The organism is Actinotalea sp. (assembly GCF_035443605.1).
Classification (GTDB): domain Bacteria; phylum Actinomycetota; class Actinomycetes; order Actinomycetales; family Cellulomonadaceae; genus Actinotalea.
In genome coordinates this window covers 17,461-37,603 of the sequence record NZ_DAORSQ010000006.1, presented here as the reverse complement: position 1 = coordinate 37,603, position 20,143 = coordinate 17,461, and the positions used below count along the sequence as shown (strand labels likewise).

The 20,143-nt window shown below is 74.6% G+C and carries 18 protein-coding genes, 3 tRNA genes and 1 pseudogene; 13 read left to right on the top strand and 9 right to left on the bottom strand.

Annotated elements, in window-relative coordinates; all coding sequences use genetic code 11:
- Positions 1 to 167 precede the first annotated feature (167 nt).
- From PKY62_RS01655 to PKY62_RS01615, 9 genes are all read left to right on the top strand, one after another.
- Positions 168 to 578 carry a hypothetical protein gene (locus PKY62_RS01655; protein ID WP_324534200.1) on the top strand — a complete coding sequence of 137 codons (411 nt, stop codon included), beginning with the start codon at positions 168 to 170 and terminating at the stop codon, positions 576 to 578.
- A 116-nt stretch (positions 579 to 694) separates the two neighbouring features.
- Positions 695 to 784 (top strand) — tRNA-Ser (locus PKY62_RS01650).
- Between the two features lie 53 nt (positions 785 to 837).
- Positions 838 to 1,590, top strand: a complete 753-nt coding sequence (locus tag PKY62_RS01645; protein WP_324534198.1) for a trimeric intracellular cation channel family protein — start codon at positions 838 to 840, stop codon at positions 1,588 to 1,590.
- Positions 1,591 to 1,652: 62 nt separating this feature from the next.
- Positions 1,653 to 2,894 (top strand): MFS transporter, encoded by a 1,242-nt coding sequence (locus PKY62_RS01640; protein ID WP_324534196.1) that lies wholly within the window; start codon positions 1,653 to 1,655, stop codon positions 2,892 to 2,894.
- 91 nt (positions 2,895 to 2,985) lie between these two features.
- Positions 2,986 to 4,257: a threonine/serine exporter family protein gene (locus tag PKY62_RS01635; RefSeq protein WP_324534194.1), complete on the top strand. Its 1,272-nt coding sequence runs from the start codon at positions 2,986 to 2,988 to the stop codon at positions 4,255 to 4,257.
- Between the two features lie 50 nt (positions 4,258 to 4,307).
- Positions 4,308 to 4,396, top strand: a tRNA-Ser gene (locus PKY62_RS01630).
- An 88-nt stretch (positions 4,397 to 4,484) separates the two neighbouring features.
- Entirely contained in the window at positions 4,485 to 4,772 is a 288-nt protein-coding gene (locus tag PKY62_RS01625; protein ID WP_324534192.1) for a glutaredoxin family protein, read from the top strand.
- A 25-nt stretch (positions 4,773 to 4,797) separates the two neighbouring features.
- A complete protein-coding gene (locus PKY62_RS01620; protein WP_324534190.1) occupies positions 4,798 to 5,274 on the top strand; it encodes an OsmC family protein in 477 nt (158 codons plus the stop codon).
- A gap of 118 nt (positions 5,275 to 5,392) precedes the next feature.
- Positions 5,393 to 5,465: transfer RNA gene (locus PKY62_RS01615), tRNA-Arg, on the top strand.
- Between the two features lie 146 nt (positions 5,466 to 5,611).
- Here the strand turns inward: PKY62_RS01615 and PKY62_RS01610 are convergent.
- A complete protein-coding gene (locus tag PKY62_RS01610; RefSeq protein ID WP_324534188.1) occupies positions 5,612 to 6,361 on the bottom strand; it encodes a hypothetical protein in 750 nt (249 codons plus the stop codon).
- 1 nt (position 6,362) lies between these two features.
- A complete protein-coding gene (locus PKY62_RS01605; RefSeq protein WP_324534186.1) occupies positions 6,363 to 6,803 on the bottom strand; it encodes an SRPBCC family protein in 441 nt (146 codons plus the stop codon).
- Positions 6,804 to 6,943: 140 nt separating this feature from the next.
- Here PKY62_RS01605 and PKY62_RS01600 point away from each other — a divergent pair, with 140 nt between their 5' ends.
- A complete protein-coding gene (locus tag PKY62_RS01600) occupies positions 6,944 to 7,522 on the top strand; it encodes a TetR family transcriptional regulator (RefSeq protein WP_324534184.1) in 579 nt (192 codons plus the stop codon).
- A gap of 601 nt (positions 7,523 to 8,123) precedes the next feature.
- Here the strand turns inward: PKY62_RS01600 and PKY62_RS01595 are convergent.
- The 4 genes from PKY62_RS01595 to PKY62_RS01580 all read right to left on the bottom strand — a co-directional run bounded on the left by PKY62_RS01595 (position 8,124) and on the right by PKY62_RS01580 (position 12,709).
- Positions 8,124 to 8,372 (bottom strand): DUF8691 family protein, encoded by a 249-nt coding sequence (locus PKY62_RS01595; RefSeq protein ID WP_324534182.1) that lies wholly within the window; start codon positions 8,370 to 8,372, stop codon positions 8,124 to 8,126.
- Positions 8,369 to 9,115 carry a DUF2306 domain-containing protein gene (locus PKY62_RS01590; protein WP_324534180.1) on the bottom strand — a complete coding sequence of 249 codons (747 nt, stop codon included), beginning with the start codon at positions 9,113 to 9,115 and terminating at the stop codon, positions 8,369 to 8,371. The genes PKY62_RS01595 and PKY62_RS01590 overlap by 4 nt, the downstream gene beginning before the upstream one ends.
- Positions 9,115 to 9,795 (bottom strand): hypothetical protein, encoded by a 681-nt coding sequence (locus PKY62_RS01585; protein WP_324534179.1) that lies wholly within the window; start codon positions 9,793 to 9,795, stop codon positions 9,115 to 9,117. The genes PKY62_RS01590 and PKY62_RS01585 overlap by 1 nt, the downstream gene beginning before the upstream one ends.
- A gap of 142 nt (positions 9,796 to 9,937) precedes the next feature.
- Positions 9,938 to 12,709, bottom strand: coding sequence for a winged helix-turn-helix domain-containing protein (locus PKY62_RS01580; RefSeq protein WP_324534178.1), 2,772 nt, complete (start codon positions 12,707 to 12,709; stop codon positions 9,938 to 9,940).
- Positions 12,710 to 13,105: 396 nt separating this feature from the next.
- On the opposite strand from PKY62_RS01580, the gene PKY62_RS01575 reads away from it, so the two are divergent.
- Positions 13,106 to 13,831, top strand: coding sequence for a class I SAM-dependent methyltransferase (locus PKY62_RS01575; RefSeq protein WP_324534176.1), 726 nt, complete (start codon positions 13,106 to 13,108; stop codon positions 13,829 to 13,831).
- A 402-nt stretch (positions 13,832 to 14,233) separates the two neighbouring features.
- On the top strand, positions 14,234 to 15,685 hold the full coding sequence (locus PKY62_RS01570; protein WP_324534174.1) for a threonine/serine exporter family protein: 1,452 nt from the start codon (positions 14,234 to 14,236) through the stop codon (positions 15,683 to 15,685).
- 50 nt (positions 15,686 to 15,735) lie between these two features.
- On the opposite strand, the gene glsA is transcribed toward PKY62_RS01570, so the two are convergent.
- On the bottom strand, positions 15,736 to 16,749 hold the full coding sequence (gene glsA / locus PKY62_RS01565; protein WP_324534172.1) for a glutaminase A: 1,014 nt from the start codon (positions 16,747 to 16,749) through the stop codon (positions 15,736 to 15,738).
- A 190-nt stretch (positions 16,750 to 16,939) separates the two neighbouring features.
- Complete coding sequence (locus PKY62_RS01560; protein WP_324534170.1) at positions 16,940 to 17,119, bottom strand: hypothetical protein; 180 nt, start codon at positions 17,117 to 17,119, stop codon at positions 16,940 to 16,942.
- Between the two features lie 194 nt (positions 17,120 to 17,313).
- Here PKY62_RS01560 and PKY62_RS13350 point away from each other — a divergent pair.
- Positions 17,314 to 18,614 (top strand): annotated as a pseudogene (locus PKY62_RS13350) (EAL domain-containing protein).
- 91 nt (positions 18,615 to 18,705) lie between these two features.
- Here the strand turns inward: PKY62_RS13350 and dinB are convergent.
- On the bottom strand, positions 18,706 to 19,962 hold the full coding sequence (gene dinB / locus PKY62_RS01550; protein WP_324534166.1) for a DNA polymerase IV: 1,257 nt from the start codon (positions 19,960 to 19,962) through the stop codon (positions 18,706 to 18,708).
- Positions 19,963 to 20,143: the final 181 nt, after the last annotated feature.

The window sequence follows — 20,143 nt, the reverse complement described above, 5'->3', positions numbered from 1 at the left end:
GGTGGCCATGGAGCGTCTGCGCGCCTGATCGTGCGCGTGCGCGCCTGCTCGTGCGTCCGCGCGGCTGATCGGTGGCCGCCGGCTGACTAGGCTGCGGTGCGCGGGGGCGCTGTCCAGGACGGGTGCTGGAGCCGGTGCCCCACGGGCTCCGAGCGGGATGGACCGGGATGCTGATCTACGCCGACGGCGGCGCGCTGAGCCGCGCCCTGACGGTCGACAGCGACTCCGCCGCATGGCTGCCCTGGGTGCACGAGCACGAGCACGAGCTCGTCACCTCCCCGCTGGGCCTGACCGAGCTGCGCCGCGTCGCCGACCCGCTCGGCCCCGCAGCCCGCGCAGCGGCCCACCGCATCGCGTCGTCGGTCGCCGTCGTGCGGTTCTCCGACCAGGCGCTGCGGGTCTCCGCGATGGCCGCCGGGGCCGTGCCCCCCTTCACCGCGATCCACCTGGGCAACGCCGTGGCCCATCCCGACGTCGACCGCATCGCCACCTACGACCCGCTGCTGGCCCGGATCGCGGTGATCTACGGCCTGGGCGTCGTCAGCCCGGGGCGCACCGGTCCCTGGTGGGAGGGCTGAGGGCGCCCGACGGCGCATCCTGATGGCGTCCGTGCAGGTCGCGGGCAGGTCGCGGGCAGGTCGCGGGCAGGTCGCGGGCAGGCGGCGGTCGTGCTCCGGTAGCCTGGTCGCCGCCAGGAGGGCTGCCAGAGCGGCCGAATGGGACGGTCTTGAAAACCGTTGAGGCGGTGCTCCCGTCTCCAAGGGTTCGAATCCCTTGCCCTCCGCACCGGCCGGCCGGGCCACGGCCCGGCACGGCCGGCCCGGCTACCCTCGGGCTGTGCCCGGGCCGACCCTCACCGCAGCGCTCGCCGCCCTCGACGCGGCCGAGCCCGTCGACGTGCTCGACATCCCGCTGGGGGTCAACCTGGTCGCGGTGGCGGCCGGCGCGATGGTCGGGACCCTGCGCGCCGGCGAGGAGGAGCGGGTCGACATCGTCGGCATGTTCATGCTCGCGCTGAGCCTTGGCCTCGGAGGCGGGCTGATCCGCGACGTGCTGCTCGGCAACCTGCCGCCGGCCGCCTTCCGCACCCCCGCCTACATCGCCACGGTGCTGGTCGCGACCGTCGTCGGCTCGGTCTTCCTCGCCTACCTCGACCACCTCGAGCGGTCGCTGTGGGTGCTCGACTCGCTGAGCATCGGGCTGTTCGCCTCCGTCGGGGTCAACGCCGCCCTGCTCGCGGGGCTGACCTTCCTCCCCGCGGTGCTCATCGGCACGGTGGCCTCCGTCGGCGGGCTGGTCCTGGCGGATGCGCTCCAGGGCCGGCCGTCGGCGCTGATCTTCCGCGGCCCGCCGATCATGCTCGCCGGGCTCGCGGGGGCGGTGACGTACGCCCTGCTGTACGAGGTGGTGCCCGAGATCGTCGTCACGCTCCTTGCCGTCGGGGCGGCGTTCCTCGTGCGGATCTCCGGCCCGGTGTGGAACGTGCAGTCCCCGGTGCCGCTGCGCCGGCCGATCGGGCTGCGCACGCGGCTGCGGCTGATGTGGGCGCGGCTGGGCGCGCGGCCCCGGCGGCGGCCCGGCTCCGCCTGATGGCGGCCCGACCGCGAGGCGCGCCGGGGTGGCGCCGTGGCGCGACCCTCTCGCCGTGGCGCATGGTGATCGGCCTCGGGTTCGTCAGCCTCGCGGCCGACATGGTGGCCGACGGGGGCAAGTCGATCTTCGGACCCTTCCTCGGCTCACTGGGTGCGTCCGCCCTGACGATCGGCGCCGTGATGGGTGCGGCGGAGGCCGTCTCGCTGATCCTGCGCCTCGTCGTCGGCCCGCTCGCCGACCGTGCGGGCAACCACTGGAGCTGGACGATCGCGGGCTACGGCCTCACGGCGGTGTCGATCCCGATGCTCGCCGTCGCGCCCCGGCTGGGCGCCTCCGGGCTCGCCGTGGCCATCGCGCTCATCCTCGTCGAGCGGGCGGGCAAGGCGCTGAGGAGCCCGTCCAAGACGGCGCTGCTCGCCCACGCCGCCGGCGCGGTGGGGCGCGGGCGGGGCTTCGGCGTGCACAAGACCCTCGACCTCGTCGGCGCCACCATGGGCCCCCTGGTCGTCGCAGCCGTGATCGCGGTGACGGGCGCGACGGAGCCGGCGCTCCTGGTCCTCGTCGTCCCCGGCGCCGCCACCATGGCGCTGCTCGTCTGGCTGCGACGTCGCGTCCCCGACCCGTCGGTCTACGACCACGACCGCCACGGGCCGGCCGACGGCGGCGGCCGGTCGGCCCCGGGTGCCGCCGCCGCGCCCACCGCGGGCTCGTGGTGGGGCGCGACCTTCGGCGCCGCCCTGCCCCGCGAGTTCTTCGTGTTCGCCGCGGCCTCCGGACTGGTGACGGCCGGGCTGGTGTCGTACGGCATCAGCAGCTACCACCTCGTGCGTGCGGGGCTGATCCCCCTCCCCGGTGCCCCCCTCGTCTTCGCTGGCGCCATGGGAGTGGCCGCGGTGGCCGCGCTCGCCACCGGTCTGCTGTACGACAGGCATGGCCCCGGTGTCCTGCTGGCCCTCCCGCTGCTGGTGGCCCTCGTCCCGCCGCTGGTGCTCGGCGGCGGGCTGGGCCGGGCGCTCGCGGGGATGGCGTGCTGGGGCGCCGCGGTCGGGATCCAGGACGCCACCGTCAAGGCGCTGGTCGCCGACCTGGTCCCGGCCACGCGTCGAGCGAGCGCGTACGGGGTGTTCGCCGCGATCCAGGGCGTCGCCGCGCTGACCGGGGGCCTCGCCGTCGGGGCGCTGTACGAGGTCTCCGTCCCCTGGCTGGTCGCCTTCGTCGCGGCGTGCCAGCTCGCCGCCCTGGCGCTGCTGCTCGTCGTGCTCGGTCGCCGGCGGCGGTCGCCGAGGCTCCGGCCGGCCTGAGGGCCCGCCGCCGGCACGTCCCGGCGGGCCGAACCGTCCAGATCCGGGCGGGTCTGCCCGCTCCGGGTCGGCGCGCGCCACAATGGCCCCCATGTCGAGCCGCGACGAGAACGCCCTGGAGCCGGTCGAGCTCATCCGCCAGTCCGGAGCCGTGCTGCGCGTGGGGCGCGCGATGCTCACGTCGGGCACGGGCTCGTTCCGCGTCAAGACGGCGATGGACCAGGTGGCCCAGGCCCTCGGGCTGGACCGTCATGAGGCCCACGTGACCCTCACGGAGATCACCGGGACGTCCTACCGGGGGCCGATCTTCCGCACCGAGGTCGCCGAGGTCCACTCGATGGGCGTCAACTCCAACAAGCTGCTCAAGCTCACCGAGATGGTCAACGGGCTGCAGCCGGGCACCACGCCCGAGCAGGTGATGGCGGCCGTCGACGAGATCGACCGCACGCCGCCGCTCTACCCGGCGTGGGCCAACGCCGCGTTCGCCGGGGTGGCCTGCGGCGCGTTCGCCTACCTCAACAACGGCGGCCCGGTCGAGGTGGTCGGGGTGACCGTGTCCGCGGGGATCGGCCAGTACGTGCGGCGGTTCTTCCTGCACCGCAAGATCAACCAGTTCGCGGCGACGATGCTCGCGGCGGCGGTCGCCTGCCTCGCGTACCTCGGGTTCCTGGCCGCGCTCGACGTCGCCACCGGCGGGGCCGCGTCGAGCCACGAGGCGGGGTTCATCTCCGCGGTGCTCTTCACCGTCCCGGGCTTCGCCCTCGTGACGGGGGCCCTGGACCTCGCCAAGCTGGACTTCTCCGCCGGCGTGGCCCGGACGGCGTACGCGCTGATGATCCTCACGTCGGCGGCGCTGGCCGTGTGGGCGTTCTCGTGGGCGACCGGGCTCCAGCCCGAGCCCGTGCCACCCGCCGACACCCCGTACCTGCTCACGCTCGCGCTGCGGCTCGTGGCCAGCGCGTTCGGCGTGCTCGGCTTCGCCCTGATGTTCAACTCGCCCGTCCGGATGGCGCTCGGCGCCACCGCGATCGGCATGGTGGCCAACACGCTGCGCCTCGAGCTGGCGAGCGCCGGCGTCGCCGTCCAGGCCGCCACGATGGTCGCCACCTTCGTCGTCGGCCTGCTGGCCGCCTGGGTGGCCCCGCGTCTGCGCGTCCCGCGGATCACCGTCTCGGTGCCTGCCGTCGTCATCATGGTCCCGGGGGCCGCCGCCTACCGGGCCGTCGTCGCGCTGAACAACGGCGACGCTCAGGTGGCCGTGACGTCCGGGGCGCAGGCGGTCTTCGTCGTCATCTCCATCGCCGTGGGTCTCGCCGCCGGGCGCATCCTCACCGACCGCGAGTGGCGGTACGAGAAGGGCTGAGGGCGCTTTGCTCCGGGCTCACGTGGGCAGGTACCCTGACCTGCACGCTTGGAGACGTCGCATAGTCCGGTCTAGTGCGCGACCCTGCTAAGGTCGTGAAGGGGTAACCCTTCCGTGGGTTCAAATCCCACCGTCTCCGCTCTTCGACCCGGTTCCGTCCTCGACGGGGCCGGGTTCGTCGTCTCCGGCGACGGCGACGCCGTCGGCCCCCTGCGAGAGGATGAGGCATGAGCCCCACCGCACCGACCCCGGCGAGCGCGTCGGCCGTGACCGTCTACGGCGCCGACTGGTGCGGCGACTGCCTGCGCAGCAAGGCCCTCCTGGAGCGCGAGGGCGTGCCGTACGCGTGGGTCGACCTGGTGGCCGACCCGGAGCGGACCGCCGAGGTGGTGCGCCGCAACGGCGGGCGCCAGTCCATCCCGGTCATCGTCTTCCCCGACGACTCGCACCTCACGGAGCCGTCGGACCCGCAGCTGCGCACGCGGCTCGCGGACCTGGGCCTGCTGCCCGCCTGACGCCGCCACGACAAGGAGCTCGACGATGACCCTGCCCCTCGCCGGTCCCGCCGGTCCGCTGCCGCCCAGCCAGGCCTACGTCCGCGAGACGGGGCCCGGCCGCTTCACCCACGAGGTCCGCACCGGCCAGCACGTCTGGACCGCGGACGAGCCCGTCTCCGTGGGCGGGGACGACCTCGGGCCGGCCCCCTACGACATGCTCCTGGCCGCCCTGGGCGCGTGCACCTCGATGACGCTGCGGATGTACGCGACCCGCAAGGGGTGGCCCGTCGACCAGGTGGCCGTCCGTGTGGTGCGCGACCGCGTGGACGCGCCGTCGGCCGCCGACCCCGCGGTCATGGTCCGCGCCGAGCGCCTGGTCTGCGAGGTCGAGGTCGCCGGCGACCTCACCGACGAGCAGCGCGAGCGGATGCGCCAGATCGCCGCCCGCTGCCCGGTGCACCGCACGCTCGAGGGCGGCGTGCTCCTGGAGACCCGGCTGGTGCCGCGCGCCGAGGGGTGAGCGACCGGCTCGGCGGGGTTCTCTGGGCCGGCCGCCTCGAGGGTTCGGGGGCCGTGACGAGGGCGATTGGGCCCGGGGCGCCCGGACCTGTATCCTCGTCGCTGGCCCTCGTGGCCACGCGCCCGTAGCTCAACGGATAGAGCATCTGACTACGGATCAGAAGGTTGGGGGTTCGAATCCCTCCGGGCGCACAGTGAGCGAAGGCCCCCGATCGGCGGAAGCGCTGGTCGGGGGCCTTCGTCGTGCGGGGGCCGCGGTCGTCGTGGCGGCGGATGGTGCCTCTGGTGCCGCTGGGGCGCTCCGGGTAGCGCACCCGCCCCCCGCGTCACAGGTGCCGCTACGACGACCGCGAGCGCCCCCTCCGCGCGGCGCGGCGAGGATCGCGGAGCCGCCACCCGACCACCGCGAACCATGCAGGCAGGAGCAGGCCGTACGCCAGGTACCCAGGCCCGATCAGGGGCCTGAGGGCTTCGGAGACGATGCCCAGCACCCCGGTGACCACGCCGAGGACGACCACCGACCGTCCGAAGGGCTCCGCCCGCATGAGCACGGAGAGCATCAGGATCGCCGCAGCGGTGAGGATGCCCGCCCACGACACAGCGTTCGTCGCAGCGATGAGCGCGTCGGCAGCGCTGGCCAGGCCGGCACGTTCGGCGGCGGATCCGGCCTGCGCGGACGAGTCGCTCAGGACGACCAGACCGCCGTGCAGGGACTGCGGGCTGCTGCCGAGTGCGAGGGCGATCGTCTCGGACACCACACCCAGCAGGCCGCCGAGGAGCGCCAGGCCCTTGTCCACCCGTGCCAGCGCGACGGCGAGCGCGGCGAAGACCGCGATCGCGGGAACGGCGAGGCCGACGAAGCAGATGAGCTCGACGAGGTAGACCGCCCGGTGCGCCGCGATGTACTCGAGCAGCGGCCCACCCGACGCCGGCGGCACCGGTGCGGCGAAGACCAGCACCACCGGCACCAGCACGAGGACCAGGTAGACGAGGCCCGCGACCGACCCGGCCCGGTACAGCGACGCCCAGGACCCCTCCGTCCGCTGCACCTCGGGCAGCTGGTCCCGCATCAGCCCGATCTGGTTCATGTCAGGTCGCCTCCACCCGCGCCTTGAGGCCGGTCCAGATGCGCCGCTCCATCCGATGCCCGAGCAGCCAGACCAGGGGCGCTGCCAGCCGCGTCCATCCCTGTGTCCGCACGTCCCAGTCCCAGGTCATGCGGGTGCGCCCGCTGTCGCCCTCGGCCGCGAAGCCGAGCGTGCCGTCGATCTGCGAACCCGCCATGGTGGTGCGCGAACCGAGGAGATGAGGCGCCTCGACGGCGGTCAGCTCGCTGGTCATCCGCAGCGTGCCGCCGCGGGTGTCCATCACGCTCGCGAACACGGTGCCCACGCCGATCGGACCGGCGGTCTGCTGCACGCACTCGCGCATCGCGGGGTTGTACGACGGCTCGTGGCGCTGGTCGAGCGCGTAGGCGAAGACGGTCTCGACGGGGCGGTCGATGACGACGCTGCCGTGGATGTGGGCCATCGGACCCGTTCCTCTCTAACGATGTTAGGTGGCCAGACGGTTGAAGCCTCCCACCTAACGTTGTTAGGGTCAAGGCCGGCGAGAGGAGGTCCATGGTCGAGCGCGGAGCACGTCCGCTTCCGTCGGGGACGACCGGCAAGGTGCCCTTGACCAAGGAGCTGCTGCACCGACGCGCGCTCGCGATCGTCGACGCCGAGGGCCTCGCGGCCCTCACCATGCGCCGGCTCGCGGCCGACCTCGGGGTCGAGGCGGCGTCCCTCTACTACCACGTGCCCCACAAGCAGGCCCTGCTCGACGGGGCGGTCTCGGTGATGCGTGCCGAGATGGTGTTCGACGGCCCCTTCCCCACCGACTGGCGCGAGCTCATGGAGCTGGTCTTCCTGCGGTACCTCGACCTGCTCCTGGCCCACCCGAACATGCTCCCGTTCGCCGGCAGGCACGTGGACAGCGACCACGTCCAGGGCCTGCCCTACCTCGTGCAGACGGGACTGACGGAGGCGGACGCCGCCGCGATGTGGCAGTCCATCATCGCGTTCGTCGTCGGGTTCGCCACGTTCGCGACCGAGTCGATCCGTGACGACGTCGACCACCTCCCCGGCGGCCTGGCGGCCCAGATGGCGACCTGGGATCGCGACACGGCTCGCCACACCCTGCGCGCGATCCTCGGGGCGTACGACGTCGCGCCCGCGGTGTCGGTGGACGTTCGCGACGGCAGTTGAGCCGCAGGAGGCGCCCGACGCCCGGGTGGTACCGCGCCAACGCTGTGCGCCGGCAGCGCAGACCGGCGGCTCCCGGTCGGCGGCTCCTGGTCGCGTGCTCGGCGACGGGCCGGGGAGGACGGAAGCGAGCGGATCGGGGAGCCGCGACCGGCGGCGTGAGGCCGCACCTGTGGCCGGGCCCGTGACGTTGACCTGCACCGATCGACGCCGAACGGCGCCCCGGCCCAGACCTCGTCCGCCGACGGATCCGGAGGCCGGGGGGTGGGAGTCTCGCCAGGTGCACGTCGTGCCACCGGCCCAGATCCGCGGAGATGTCGGCCGGGGCCGTGGTTGTGCGGCTGCCGCGGGGGTCGTGGCGTGCGCGTGGCGCCTGGTGTGCGTCCGCGGTCGTCCTAGCGGCGGTTGGTGCGCACGGTGCGCGTGAGGTCCGTCCAAGACCTCACGCACCCCCTGCGTCACAGGTGCCGCTAGGACGACTGCGACCGCGACCGCGACCACGACGACCGCGACCGCGACCGCGACCGGCGACCGCGACCGGCGACCGCCGACCGCGACCGGCGACCGGCGACCGCCGACCGCCGACCGGCCTCGGGCGCGGGGGTCACGGCGTCGAGCCGCCGTCCTGCGCGACGGTGGGAGCCGCCGATCGCAGCTCGATCAGGGTGGCGCCGATGTCGCGCAGCCCGGCGAGCACCCCGTGCAGGTGCGCCTGGTCGGCGATCGGACCGGTGAGCGTGGTCGTCCCGTCGGCCTCGCGGGTGATCCTGAGGCCGTCGAGGAGGCTGGTCCAGTGGTCGTCGAGGTGGCCGTCGACCCGGACCGTGTAGGTGGTGGGGCCGGCGAGGTTCACGCGGCGGTCCCTGCCGGGCGCGTCCGCGGGGGCGTCGCCCGACGGCGCGGTGCCCGACCGGACGTGGCCGGGCGTCGGATGATCCACTCGACCACGGCCAGGTTGATCACCCAGCCGGCCGCCTTGGCGAGGTCGCCGGCGAGCTGACCCGTGCCGAGCAGTGCGCCGCCGATGCCCTCGGTGAACGCCTGCGTCCCGGCCGCCAGCCCGATCGCGTAGGCGCGGAGCATCCATGCCCGGTGGGCCGCGATGTCGCGGCGTCGGGCGGCGGCGACGCCCAGGACCAGGGCCGCTGCCATCGCCGAGCCGAGCACCAGGCGGAGCGCGTAGAGCAGGTCCCCGGTGCCCGGCTTCTGGGCGTAGGCGAGTGTCATCCACAGCGCCGAGCCGGCGACCAGCAGCCCGGCGAACGCGACCACCCGGCCAGCGCGCCGATGCCACACCGGGTGGCGGCGTCGGAGGCGCGGGACGACCTGGAGCGCCCCGCCCAGCGCGTAGACGGCGACGCCGACGATGTGCACCACGAGCGGTGCGGCGTGACCGGTGAACCGCACGTCCGCGGGGATCATCGCGGGCCCGCCGGCGAGCTGGACCAGGCGCAGCGCCCCGGCCGTGAGCGGGATGGCGCTCAACGCGACGAGCGCCGCCGGGACCGGCCAGCCGGCCGTCCCGCCCCCGACGCGCCGCACCGGGCGCCGAGGGTCGCCGGCGGGCCGGTCCGGAGCCGTGAGGGCGGTGATCATCAGACCGCGAGCTCGCTGACCCGACGGGTGGGTGCGACCGCCTGGTCGGTGGGGTCCTGGTGGTTGCGCCACAGCGAGACGCCGAGGCCGATGAGCGCGATGCCGACCGGGACCGCCATCGGCCGGTTGAACGCCTCCGGGAGCACGGCGAGCGATGCGGTGCCGACGGCCGCAAGGGCGAGGAGTGCAGCCGCCCAGCGCGCCAGGATGCCGGTGCGGAACAGTGCGATGCCGAAGATCACACCCCCGACGATGTACCCCAGGCCCATGACGTTGAGCAGGGTCTGCATGCCGCCGATGTCTCCCGCCGGGGTGCCGCCGGCGGCAGCGACGAGGACGTCGTTCACGAAGGCCGGCTGGAGCTCGGCCAGCGTGGGCAGGACGGCTGCGGCGATCGCCTCGACGCCGAGCATGGCGAGGTACGCCGTCGCGAAGAGCAGGTAGCCGACCAGGCCGAGGACGCCGGCACGGCGGTGCTGGCGCAGGTACATGCCCGTGATGCCAGCGAGGGCCAGCCCCGTCATGACGGCCTTGGCGGTGCTGCGGAGCACCCACTCGGTCGTCTCGACGGAGGCGACCTCCATCGGCGGGTGGTTGATCTGGACGGCGATGAAGATCGACCCCGCGACCGCCGCTGCGGCGCCGGCTGCCCTGGTGAGGCCGCTGCTGGTGATGTCCATGGCGAGCTCCCGTGTCCGATGCCGGGCAGGGTGCCCTGGCGATGTCCAGGAACGTAGGAGCCGGGGTGGTGAGGCCGCATCACCAGGTGATGTGACCCGGAGGGTGATCGCCCGTGCGGGCCCGGCGCCGGGCCCGCACGCGCTAGAGCAGCCCCGCCTCGGCGGCTCTCCGCACGGCGCCGCGTCGGGTGTTGACGTCCAGCTTGGTGTAGATGTGCTTGGTGTGGGTGCGCAGGGTGTTGACGGACACGAAGAGCCGGCGCGCGATCTCGGGGCCGGTCAGCTCCGTGGCCAGCAGCCGTAGCACCTCGAGCTCGCGGTCGCTCAGGCCGTCGTCGGCCGTGCGCTGGTCCGTGGACCGGTCCGGGGTGGGTGGTCGACCGGTCTGGCTCGGGCGCTCGGTGGCCCGGAGCAACCCGCTCGCGAGTCCCGCGACGGCCCCGTCGGCCCCCGCCATTGCGGCGACAAGGAGCTCGGTCATCGGCGCACCCTCGTCGAGGAACAGCCGCCGGTAGCCGGCCGGCACGCCGAGGCGCAGAGCGGTGCCGAGGTCGAGCAGGGCGGCGCCGACGTCGCCGCGCGCATGGTGGACGAGGGCCCGCACGAGGCCAGCCTCCACGAGGCTCCCGGTCCGGCCGCTCGGCTCGGCGGCCGCCGCGACCCGGTCGAGCAGCCCGACCACGTCCTCGAGCGCCGCGCGGTCGCCGCCGGCGCGGCGCTCGGCCACGTGGAGCCGGGCGAGGGTGAGGTGGTCGAACTCGGTGAGGAAGGACGCCGCGCCCGCAAGGCTGACGCCGCGTCGCTCTGCCCAGCGCCAGGCGTCGGGCAGCCTGCCCTGGGCGATCCGGACGCGGGCCCTGGCGGCCGGCACCGGGCGGACGTCGGGGAAGTAGCCCGGCAGGAACAGCGGCTCGGCCGCGTCGAGCATCTCCGCGGCGCCGTCGAGGTCCCCACGCGCTCGCAGGACGCCCGACATCGCGATGTGCCACCGGTGCCTGTTCTCCAGCAGCGAGGCACGTTCCCCGAGGTCCTTGGCCGCCAGGAGGTGGGCCTCGGCGCCATCCAGGTCCGCCATCTCGCGGAGCATGTCGGCCAGACCGACGTGCAGGTCGCCGGTCGTGGACAGCGGCGGACCGGGGTGGTTCTCGGCTGCCGCCAGGGCCTCCTCGTACAGCCGCCGGGCCGTGTCGGGCCGGCCCTGTGCGAGCCACATGGTGGCCAGCACGACCGTGGCTCCGAGCGCGTCGGTGACCTTTCCGGCGGCCTCGAGGCTGCGAACCGCCTGGCCGAACGTGTCCAGGGCGGTCGGGAGGTCGCCCGCGGCCCATGCGGCCAGCCCCAGGTAGCCGGCGGCGGCGCCCCGCGACAGGTGGTCGTCCGGGCCGGCCGTCTCGAGCGCGCGGCGGGCGTGCGCGACGGTGCCGGCCACGTCGCCGCGAGCCTGGGCCACCGACGCGCGGTAGACCGCGATCATCGCGGGGAGTGCGCGCACCTCCTCGTCACGGGCCCGCGTCGCCGCGAGCGGCACCGACGGCGTCATCGCCAGCGCCGGACCCACGGCGGTGAGGGCGGACTCGGCGGCGTCCAGCCACGGCTCGACGCCGTCGAGGTCACCCTCGGAGAGCCTCGTCCAGGCGAGGGCCGTGGCGAGCAGGGGCCGACGACGGGCCACGCCCTGCGGCACGGCGCGGACCAGGTCGCGCAGGGCGCGGTCCTCGCGGTGCCTCGTCAGCTCGGGCAGCAGGAGCTCCACCAGGTCGGCGGCCTGCTCGTCGTCGTCGCCGGCGATCGCGTGCGGGATGGCGTCGGCCAGCAGTCCCTGCTCGGCGTACCAGCCGGCGGCACGTCGGTGCAGCAGCCGGAACCTGCCGGGGTCGTGCGCGCTCGACCGGGAGCGCAGCGCGTCGGCGAACAGCTGGTGGTAGCGGTACCACTGGCGCTGGTCGTCGAGCGGGACGACGAAGAGGTTCGCGCGTTCCAGGGCGTCCAGCGCCTGCTGCCCATCGTTGCGACCCGTGAGGGCGTCGCACGAGGGCCCGCTCAGCTGGTCGAGGACGCAGGTGTCGAGGAGGAATGCGCGGACGTCGTCGGGCTGGCTGTCCAGGACCTCCTCGAGCAGGTAGTCCAGGACGAACCGGTGGCTCCCGGAGAAGGCCTCGACGAAGTCGCCGATGCCCGTCGCGGCGTCGGCTGCCCGGCCTCGTGCCGACAGGGCCGCGAGCTGCAGCCCGGCGACCCACCCCTCGGTCCGCGCCTCGAGCGCTGCGACGTGCTCGGGGGCGAGCCGCAGGCCCATGACGTCGTTGAGGAAGGCGGCCGCCTCGTCCTCGGTGAACCTCAGGTCGGCGGCGCGCACCTCGTGCAGCTGCCCGCGTGCACGCAGCCGGGACAGCGGCAGCGGCGGGTCGGCCCGGGTGGTCATCGCGACGGTGACCTGCGGCGGCAGGTTGTCGAGCAGGAACGCCACCGCGTCGTGCACGGCGGGCTCGTCGATGAGGTGGTAGTCGTCGAGGGCGAGGACCGTCGGCCCCCCCAGGGCGTCGAGATCGTTCACCAGACTGACCAGGACGTCCTCGGTCGGCGGCGGGCCGTCGGTGCCCAGCAGGGCCCGGGCATCCGCGCCCGCCTCCGGGTCGGCGACCCGCACCGCCGCGAGCAGGTGCGTGAGGAACCGGCGCAGGTCACGGTCGCCTGGATCCAGCGACAGCCACGCGACCCGGAGGGGCTCGTCCGAGCCCGGCGCTCCCAGCCACTGGGACAGCAGGGTCGTCTTGCCGAACCCGGCGGGTGCCGCGACGAGCAGCAGGCGAGGCATCGACCCGGCACCGGTGCGGAGCCGGTCGACCAGCCGTGCCCGCGCGACGAGCTCGCGGCGCGGTGCCGGGACGTGCAGCTTGGTGCCCAGGACAGGCATGGCGTCAGCGTAGGGCCCCGCATCGGCGGCGGCGCCGGCCGGGCGCAAGGGCCGTCCGGTCGTCCGGTCGTCCGGCTGTCCGGTCGTCACGGCGCCGCGGTCGTCGTAGCGGCGGATGGTGCGCAAGGTGCACCTGAGGTTCGCCGGGCTGCACACGCGCCTCCTGCGTCACCGGTGCCGCCACGACGACGGCGATGGCGACGACGACGGCGATGGTGACGACGACGGCGATGGGGGCGACGGACGCAATGGGGGCGACGACCGCGGCCCGGCGGGCGGGGACGCGACGGGCCGGCGGCTCCGGTCGCCAGGGGGTGCTCGTCGCATCCGGGAGCGCCGATGACCCTCGCGCCGTGCCGTCAGAGGAGGACGATGGTGGGTGAGAGGAGCAGGGTCATGAGGCGGAGCATCGGGGTGTCCGGAACCATCCTCGCGGGCGTCGTGGTCGTGGTCGCCCTGGGCCGTCGCCCGTTCCAGGCCCACGTGGCCGAGGGGACCTTGCCCGGGCGTTGGGGGAGCTGGCTCAACTCCTACCTCAACCGGCCGTCCTACCGGCTCATGGCCGCCGCGCTGGACCTCGGCCCCCAGGACGCGCTGCTCGACGTCGCGTGCGGCTGGGGCGAGTTCCTCGTCGTCCACGGCGCGACGGCGGCCCGCGTCGCCGGCATCGACGTGTCCGAGGAGAAGGTCGCCCTCGCGCGCGAGCGGCTGGCCGGTCGCATCGGCGCCGGCTCCGCGGAGGTCGTCCAGGGCGATGCGGCACTGCTGCCGTGGCCGGACGGCACGTTCAGCGCGGTCCTGTGCATGGACGCGTTCCCGTTCCTCACTGATCCGGAGCGGGTGCTGGCCGAGGTCCTCCGGGTGCTGCGCCCCGGCGGTCGGATGGTGGTGCAGATCGGGATGAGGTGGCCGGACGGACCGCCGAGGCACATGGTCCACCCGATGAGCCCCGTCGCGGGCGACGAGGGCAGCGTGCGTCGGATGGTCGAGGCCGTGGGGTTCGGCGACGTCGCCGTCTCCTACGGGCTCGTGGGCGGCGCGAGCCGCGCGGCGAACCTCGCGTGCCGCCTGACGTCGGCCAGCGACGAGCTGCGTCTGGTCAGCGCCGTGAAGCCGGCCTGACGTCGGCGCGGCGATCTGGCATCCTACGGACGGGAGTGCGGCGGCGTGCTGCAGCCGCCCCGCCAGCGTGAGGACGCCACGTGTCGGGATCGGACCAGGTGAGGCCTGCTGGTCCGCGCGGCCGGGCAGCGCGACGGGCGGGCGGCCTTGTCGTGCTGGCGGCGCTCGCCCTGGAGCGCCGGTCCGGCCGCGGCGGAGGTCCCGACGGCGGTGGCCACCTCGTCCTCGCCCGTGGCGATCGACGAGCCGACCGCACCCGCGGCGGTCGACGAGCCGACCGCGGAACCCACTGATCCGACCGAGCCCACCCCGACGCCGGACGAGACCGCTCCGGACCCGCCCACGCCGACCCCCACGTCGCCGGAACCGACCGACCCCGCCGAGCCGGCGCCGGATCCGACCATGGAGCCCGAGCCCGAGATCCCGAGCGACGACGAGGGCGGGGAGGTGCTGGAGGCCGAGCCGCCGGCCATGGCCCGGCCCGGCCGTGACCCGATCTCGTGGATCATCGCGAGCATCGTCCTGCTGGCGAGCACGATGCTCGTGGTGCTGCTCGTCCGCCGACCGGCGCCCGTCCCACCGCCGGCCACCCCCGCGTCCCAGCGGGGCCCCGCACGCGAGACCGCCGGAGGCAACGCGGCGCGGCTGGCCAGCCTCGAGGCCGTCGGGGAGGCGATGCTGGACGCCGGCTACTCCGTCACCGGGGTGCGCTCGGCGCTGGTCGACATCGCCGCGGTGAACGGCTACCCGGACACCGAGGTGGTGGTGTTCCCGACCGCCCTGTTCGTCTCGGCACGGGCGCTCGGCGAGGCCCGCACCGGCGCGGTCTCCAGCGGTCACTCCGAGCTCATGCTCCACCAGATCGACGCCCTCGACGAGGTGGTCAGAACGGCCCGCGCCGGTCCGAGCGACCCCGCGACGATCACCTCCGGCGTGGCGGCGGTGCGTTCCCTGCCGAAGCCCTACTCCCGGCCGCAGCGGGTCCTGGCCCATGCGCTCCTCTCCGGCAGCATCTCGATCCTGCTCGGCGCCTCCTTGGCCGGGGTAGGCGTCGCCGCAGCGCTCGGCCTGCTGTCGGGGTTCGTCCTGCTCCGCTCCGCGAACGTCTGGTCCCGCTACCAGGCGCTCATCACCGTCGGCCTGGCCTTCGCGGTGTCGGTCGTCGTGTTCACCCTCACCCGGGTCGGCCTGGACCCCGGCGTGCTCGCCGCCCTCATCGCCCCGCTGGTCACCCTCCTGCCCGGCGGGCTGCTCACCACCGGCGTGATCGAGCTGGCCACCGGCCAGATGATGGCCGGAGCGGGGCGGCTCGCCGCCGGGGCGATGCGACTGGTGCTGCTGGCCGCCGGGCTGGTCGCGGGCGCCACGCTGGTCGGGGTGCCGATGGTGGAGTTCGACCAGGCGCAGAACCCGATCGGTCCGCTCGGCCCGTGGCTGGCGGTGGCGGTGTTCGGCGTGGCGATCGTCGTCTACCAGTGCGGCCGGCGTGGCTCGATCGGCTGGGTGCTGCTGGTGCTCTACGTCGCCTACGGGGCGCAGGTGATCGGTGACATCTTCTTCGGCGGCGTCCTCTCGGCGATGATCGGTGCGCTGGCGATGACGCCGGTCGCCTACCTGGTGTCCCAGCAGCGCGGCGGACCGGCCGCGTTCGCGAGCTTCCTGCCGGCGTTCTGGATGCTGGTCCCCGGCGCCCTCGGCCTGGTGGGGGTGGCGAGCATCCTCGACGGCGACTCCGCCGGACTGAACACCCTGGTCACGACAGCCTCGACGATGGTCTCGATCACGCTGGGCATCCTGGCCGGCTCCGTCCTCGGCACCCGACTGGCCGGCCGCGGGACCGTGGTGGCGGTCTAGCCTCGGACGCGGACCGCGTCGTGCTGCCCCGACCTCGTCGCCGGGTCGCCCTACGTCGGCTCGGACCCGAGCAGGTCGAGACCGAGCTCGTGCGCGAGGTACCGGGCGGCCAGCTGCCCGCGCACACTGTTGCCGTCGGCGTCCAGGAGCGGCGAGAAGACCCCCAACGCCCCCTTGCCGGGCGAGACGGCCACGACCCCGCCGCTGATCCCGCTCTTGCCCGGCACCCCGACGTCGAGCAACCAGTCCCCCGAGGCCTCGTACATCCCGGCGACGCTCATCACGGCCAGCGTCGCCCGGGCCACGGCCGCGCTCACGACCCGCTCGCCGGTGACCGGGTTCACCCCGCCGTCGGCGAGGGTGGCACCCATCGTGGCCAGGTCGGCGGCGGTCACCGCCAGGCAGCACTGCAGGGTGTAGAGGTCGACGGCGTCCAGGGGGTCGCCGGACAGGGCGCCGGCCTCCTGCAGCAGCATGGCCAGGGCCCGGTTGCGGAAGTTCGTGGCCCGGGCGCTGGCGAGGGTGTCGTGGTCGAGCTCCAGCGGACGTCCGGCGAACCGGGACAGGCCGCGGACCAGCCGGTCCCAGCGGTCCTCCCGTGACGATCCCGGTACGAGGCTCGTCGTGGCGATCGCGCCGGGGTTGACCATCGGGTTGGTCCGACCGTCCCGGGCGCGCTCCACAGCCTGTGCCGAGTTGAACGGCAGCCCGGTCGCGTTCACCCCGACGAGCCGGCGCACCTGCGCGGTGCCGACGGCCTCGCAGGCCAGGGCGAACACGAACGGCTTGGAGACGCTCATCAGCGTGAACGCCACCCGGGAGTCGCCGACCTCGTGGATGACGCCGTCGGTACCGGTGAGGGCGATGCCGAAGTGCCGCGGGTCGGCGTCGGCCAGCACGGGGTAGGTGCCGGAGAGCGCACCGTCGCTGACCTCCCGGAAGTGCCCGTGCGCCTGTCGGACAAGGACGTCGACACGTCGGCCGTCGGGCAACGAGCCCGTCGAGACGTACCGCCGTCCGAGTGGCCCGCCCTGGGGTGCCGCCTCGACCGCTCCCTCGGGCATGATCAGCCTCGATCTGGTGGGGTGCGGGCAGCGAACCACGGCCCGCGGTCAAGCCTAGGTACGCGGTCGACCGCGGGACAACCCCTGGTCCCGCGGGAACGCGAGGCGTCGCTCGGTGGCGCGAGCGACGCGCCCCTCGCGGCCCTCGCGGCCGTCGTGCCGCCGTCGTGCACCGGTCGGGTGCCTCGCCTCACTCCTCGGGCGACCACACCTCGACGTCGTGCACCGCGACGGTGACCGCCGTGGCCGTGACGTCGAGGCTGACGGACGCGACCCACACGGCCCCGCGGCGGACCCGTGCGACCCGCCACACCCCGGGACGTCCGCGCACCGTGACGAGATCTCCCTGGTGCACGGGCATCAGCGCCACGGGTGGCTCACGGCTCGTGCTCGGCGGCCGTCCACGACGGACGGCGGACCTGATCTGGAGGTGACGAAACTCTCATCTTCGACGTCCACCGGGCGACGAGTAGGTGGGCCGATCCGTGAGGGAGTTGACATGACGCGCGCAGCACGGGGTCGGCTGTGCTCGGTCGTCGCTGTTCGGTGGCGGTCGTGAGCAGGATGAGGATGCCGCGTGCCGGGTCGAGGGCCCGGTGGGCGGCCCCGCGTCCCGTGCCGCAGCTGCGGCGGGGCGCCTTCGTGCCCTCGGCGCTCGGGATCGTCGCGCTCGCGGTGCTCATCACCGTCGTGGTCTGGCGGAGCGGGAGCTCCGGGTCGCCCACCGGGCTGGTCCACCTGTTCTACCTCCCGGTGATCTTCGTCGGGGCGGCCTTCGGCAGAGCGGCCGCGGCCGGTGCTGGCGTGACCGCCGGGCTGGCGGCCGGCCCGTTCATGCCGGTCGCCGGGACGCTCGGCCCGCTGGACGGCGCTGCTCAGCCGGTCGGTGAGTGGGTGGTCCGGCTGTCGCTGTTCGTCGTGGTCGGCGTCGTCGTCGCCTGGCTGGTCCGGCAGGAGCCGCGCCCCCTCGACGTCCTCCTGCGCGACCTCGTCCTGGCGCGTCGACTCTGCCGAGCCGTGGACGCGGGCCGGGTGACCGCCCACTACCAGCCCATCGTCGACCTCGGTGACGGTCGCGTCGTCGGCATGGAGGCGCTCGCCCGGTGGACCGAGCCGTCCGGTCGCCCGGTGCCCCGGGCGACTTCATCCCCGCCGCCGAGCGCACGGGGACCATCGGCGTCCTGGGGCTGCACCGCCTGCGGCTGGCGATCCATCAGGCGGAGCGGTGGGACCCCCACGCCGAGGTCCCGGCGATCATGTCGGTGAACGTCTCCGCCGCCCAGCTGAGCGATCCGGCCTTCCTCGCCGACCTCACGGCCGTCCTGTCCGGCTCGACGCTCGTGCCGGCCCAGCTGTGCCTCGAGATCACCGAGACGGCGATCATCGCCGACCCGAAGGCCGCGCTGGCGACCGTGCAGGCCGCCCACGACCTGGGGGTGTCCATCGCGCTCGACGACTTCGGCACCGGGCAGTCCTCCCTGGCCTACCTCGCCGAGTTCCCGATCGACATCGTCAAGATCGACAAGTCGTTCGTCGACGAGGTGGACCGGGACCCCAAGGTCAACGCCCTCGTCCTGGCGATCGTCGAGATGGCGAAGGCCCTGCGTGCGGTGACGATCGCGGAGGGGATCGAGCGACCGTCCCAGCTCGTCGCGCTGCGGCACCTGGGCTGCCGGCTCGGCCAGGGGTACCACCTTGGCAGGCCGGGCCCCTCGGCGAGCATCGAGCAGCCGTCGCCGGTGCAGGTGCAGGTGCGGACCCTGTCGGTGGTGCCGGAGCAGGCCGGCCGTCGCCACGGGAGGTGGGTCGGCCCGCTCGGTGCTGAACCGGCGCGCTCCCCGACCTCCGTCGCGGCCGGCGGCTGACCGACGAGCACGCGGCGCCGGGCGCCGTCCGCCGGGGACGCCGCCCTCGCGGTGGCCGTCGTGCCGAAGGGCCGGAGCGGGCTCGATCACGTCACAGCTCGTGCTCCGCGAGCTCGCGGAACTCGTCGGGCACCGCGCCGCCGCGACGCAGCACGACGGGCAGGTAGCCCACGGACTCCCGGCCGAACCGGGTGCGGATCGCGTCGACCGAGCCGTCCACGGCGCGCCGTGCCGCGCCGGCAGGGGAGCCCGGCCGCCAGGGGTCGTCTGGCTCGAGGTCCAGCTCGAGCTGGAGGGCGCGCTGGGCGGCGAGGTTGGACACCGACACCGCGAGCAGGCTGATCTCCTGGCCGGGGTGGTCGGCGACCGCCGCCCAGACCAGCCGCTCGGCGACCTCGGTGAGGGTCAGGGTGGTCGCGACGGGCTCGGCGAGCGTGTGCGAGCGGGTCACCGACGTCATCCCCGCGAACCGGACGCGGACCGTCACCGTGCGGCCGGCGTGACCCGCGCCCCGCATCCGGCGCGAGACGCGGTCGCTGAGGTGTGCCAGCACCTCGCGCACGTCGGCCGGCTCCGGCGCGCGCCGGCGCATCGCCTGCTGCGCGCCGACGGATCGCGCGCGGTGCGACGTGACGACCCGCCGCGGGTCCTGGTCCATCGCCATCGCGCTGAGCTGGTGCCCGACGCCGTGGCCGAGGATCCGCTCCACGGCCGACGACGGCGTCTGCGCGAGCTCCCCGATGGTGCGGATGCCGTGGTCCGCGAGGCGCTGCTCGTTGACGGGCCCGACGCCCCAGATCAGCCCCACGGGCAGCGGGTCGAGGAAGGCGCGCTCGGTCCCCGGGGGCACGACGACGAGCCCGTCGGGCTTGGCCACCTGCGACGCGATCTTGGCCAGGTGCTTGGTCCGTGCGACGCCCACCGAGATGGGCAGGCCGATCTCCGTGCGGACCCGGCGGCGGATCGTCGTCGCGATGACCTCGGGCGGGCCGAAGAGGTGGGTGGCGCCCGAGACGTCGAGGAACGCCTCGTCGATGGAGATCCGCTCGACGAGCGGCGTGACGTCGGCGAGCACGGCCATGACGGCGTCGCCGAGCCGCTGGTACTCCCGGAAGTGGCCGCCGACGAACCGGAGCCGCGGGCACAGCCCGGCCGCGCGCCACCCCGGCATCCCGCCCTGGACCCCGAACGCCTTGGCCTCGTACGACGCCGCCAGCACCACGCCGCCCGTCGGGCTGCCGCCGACCGCGATCGGCCTGTTGCGCAGGGCTGGGTCGAGCAGCTGCTCGACCGAGGCGTAGAAGGCGTCGAGGTCGGCGTGCAGGATGGTTGCTCCGCCGACGGGCATGGGACCAGCATAGTCGAACAGGTGTTCGAAGCGCCAGGGTCTGCGCCGCGTCGTCGGCCCTGGACCCGCGTCGCCCCTGGCGACGTCGTCGGCCCGGACTCCCGCTCGTCGCCCCCGGCAGTGGTCGTCGTAGCGGCACGTGTGACGGGTGGTGCACGTGAGGCACATGCGGTGCCTCATC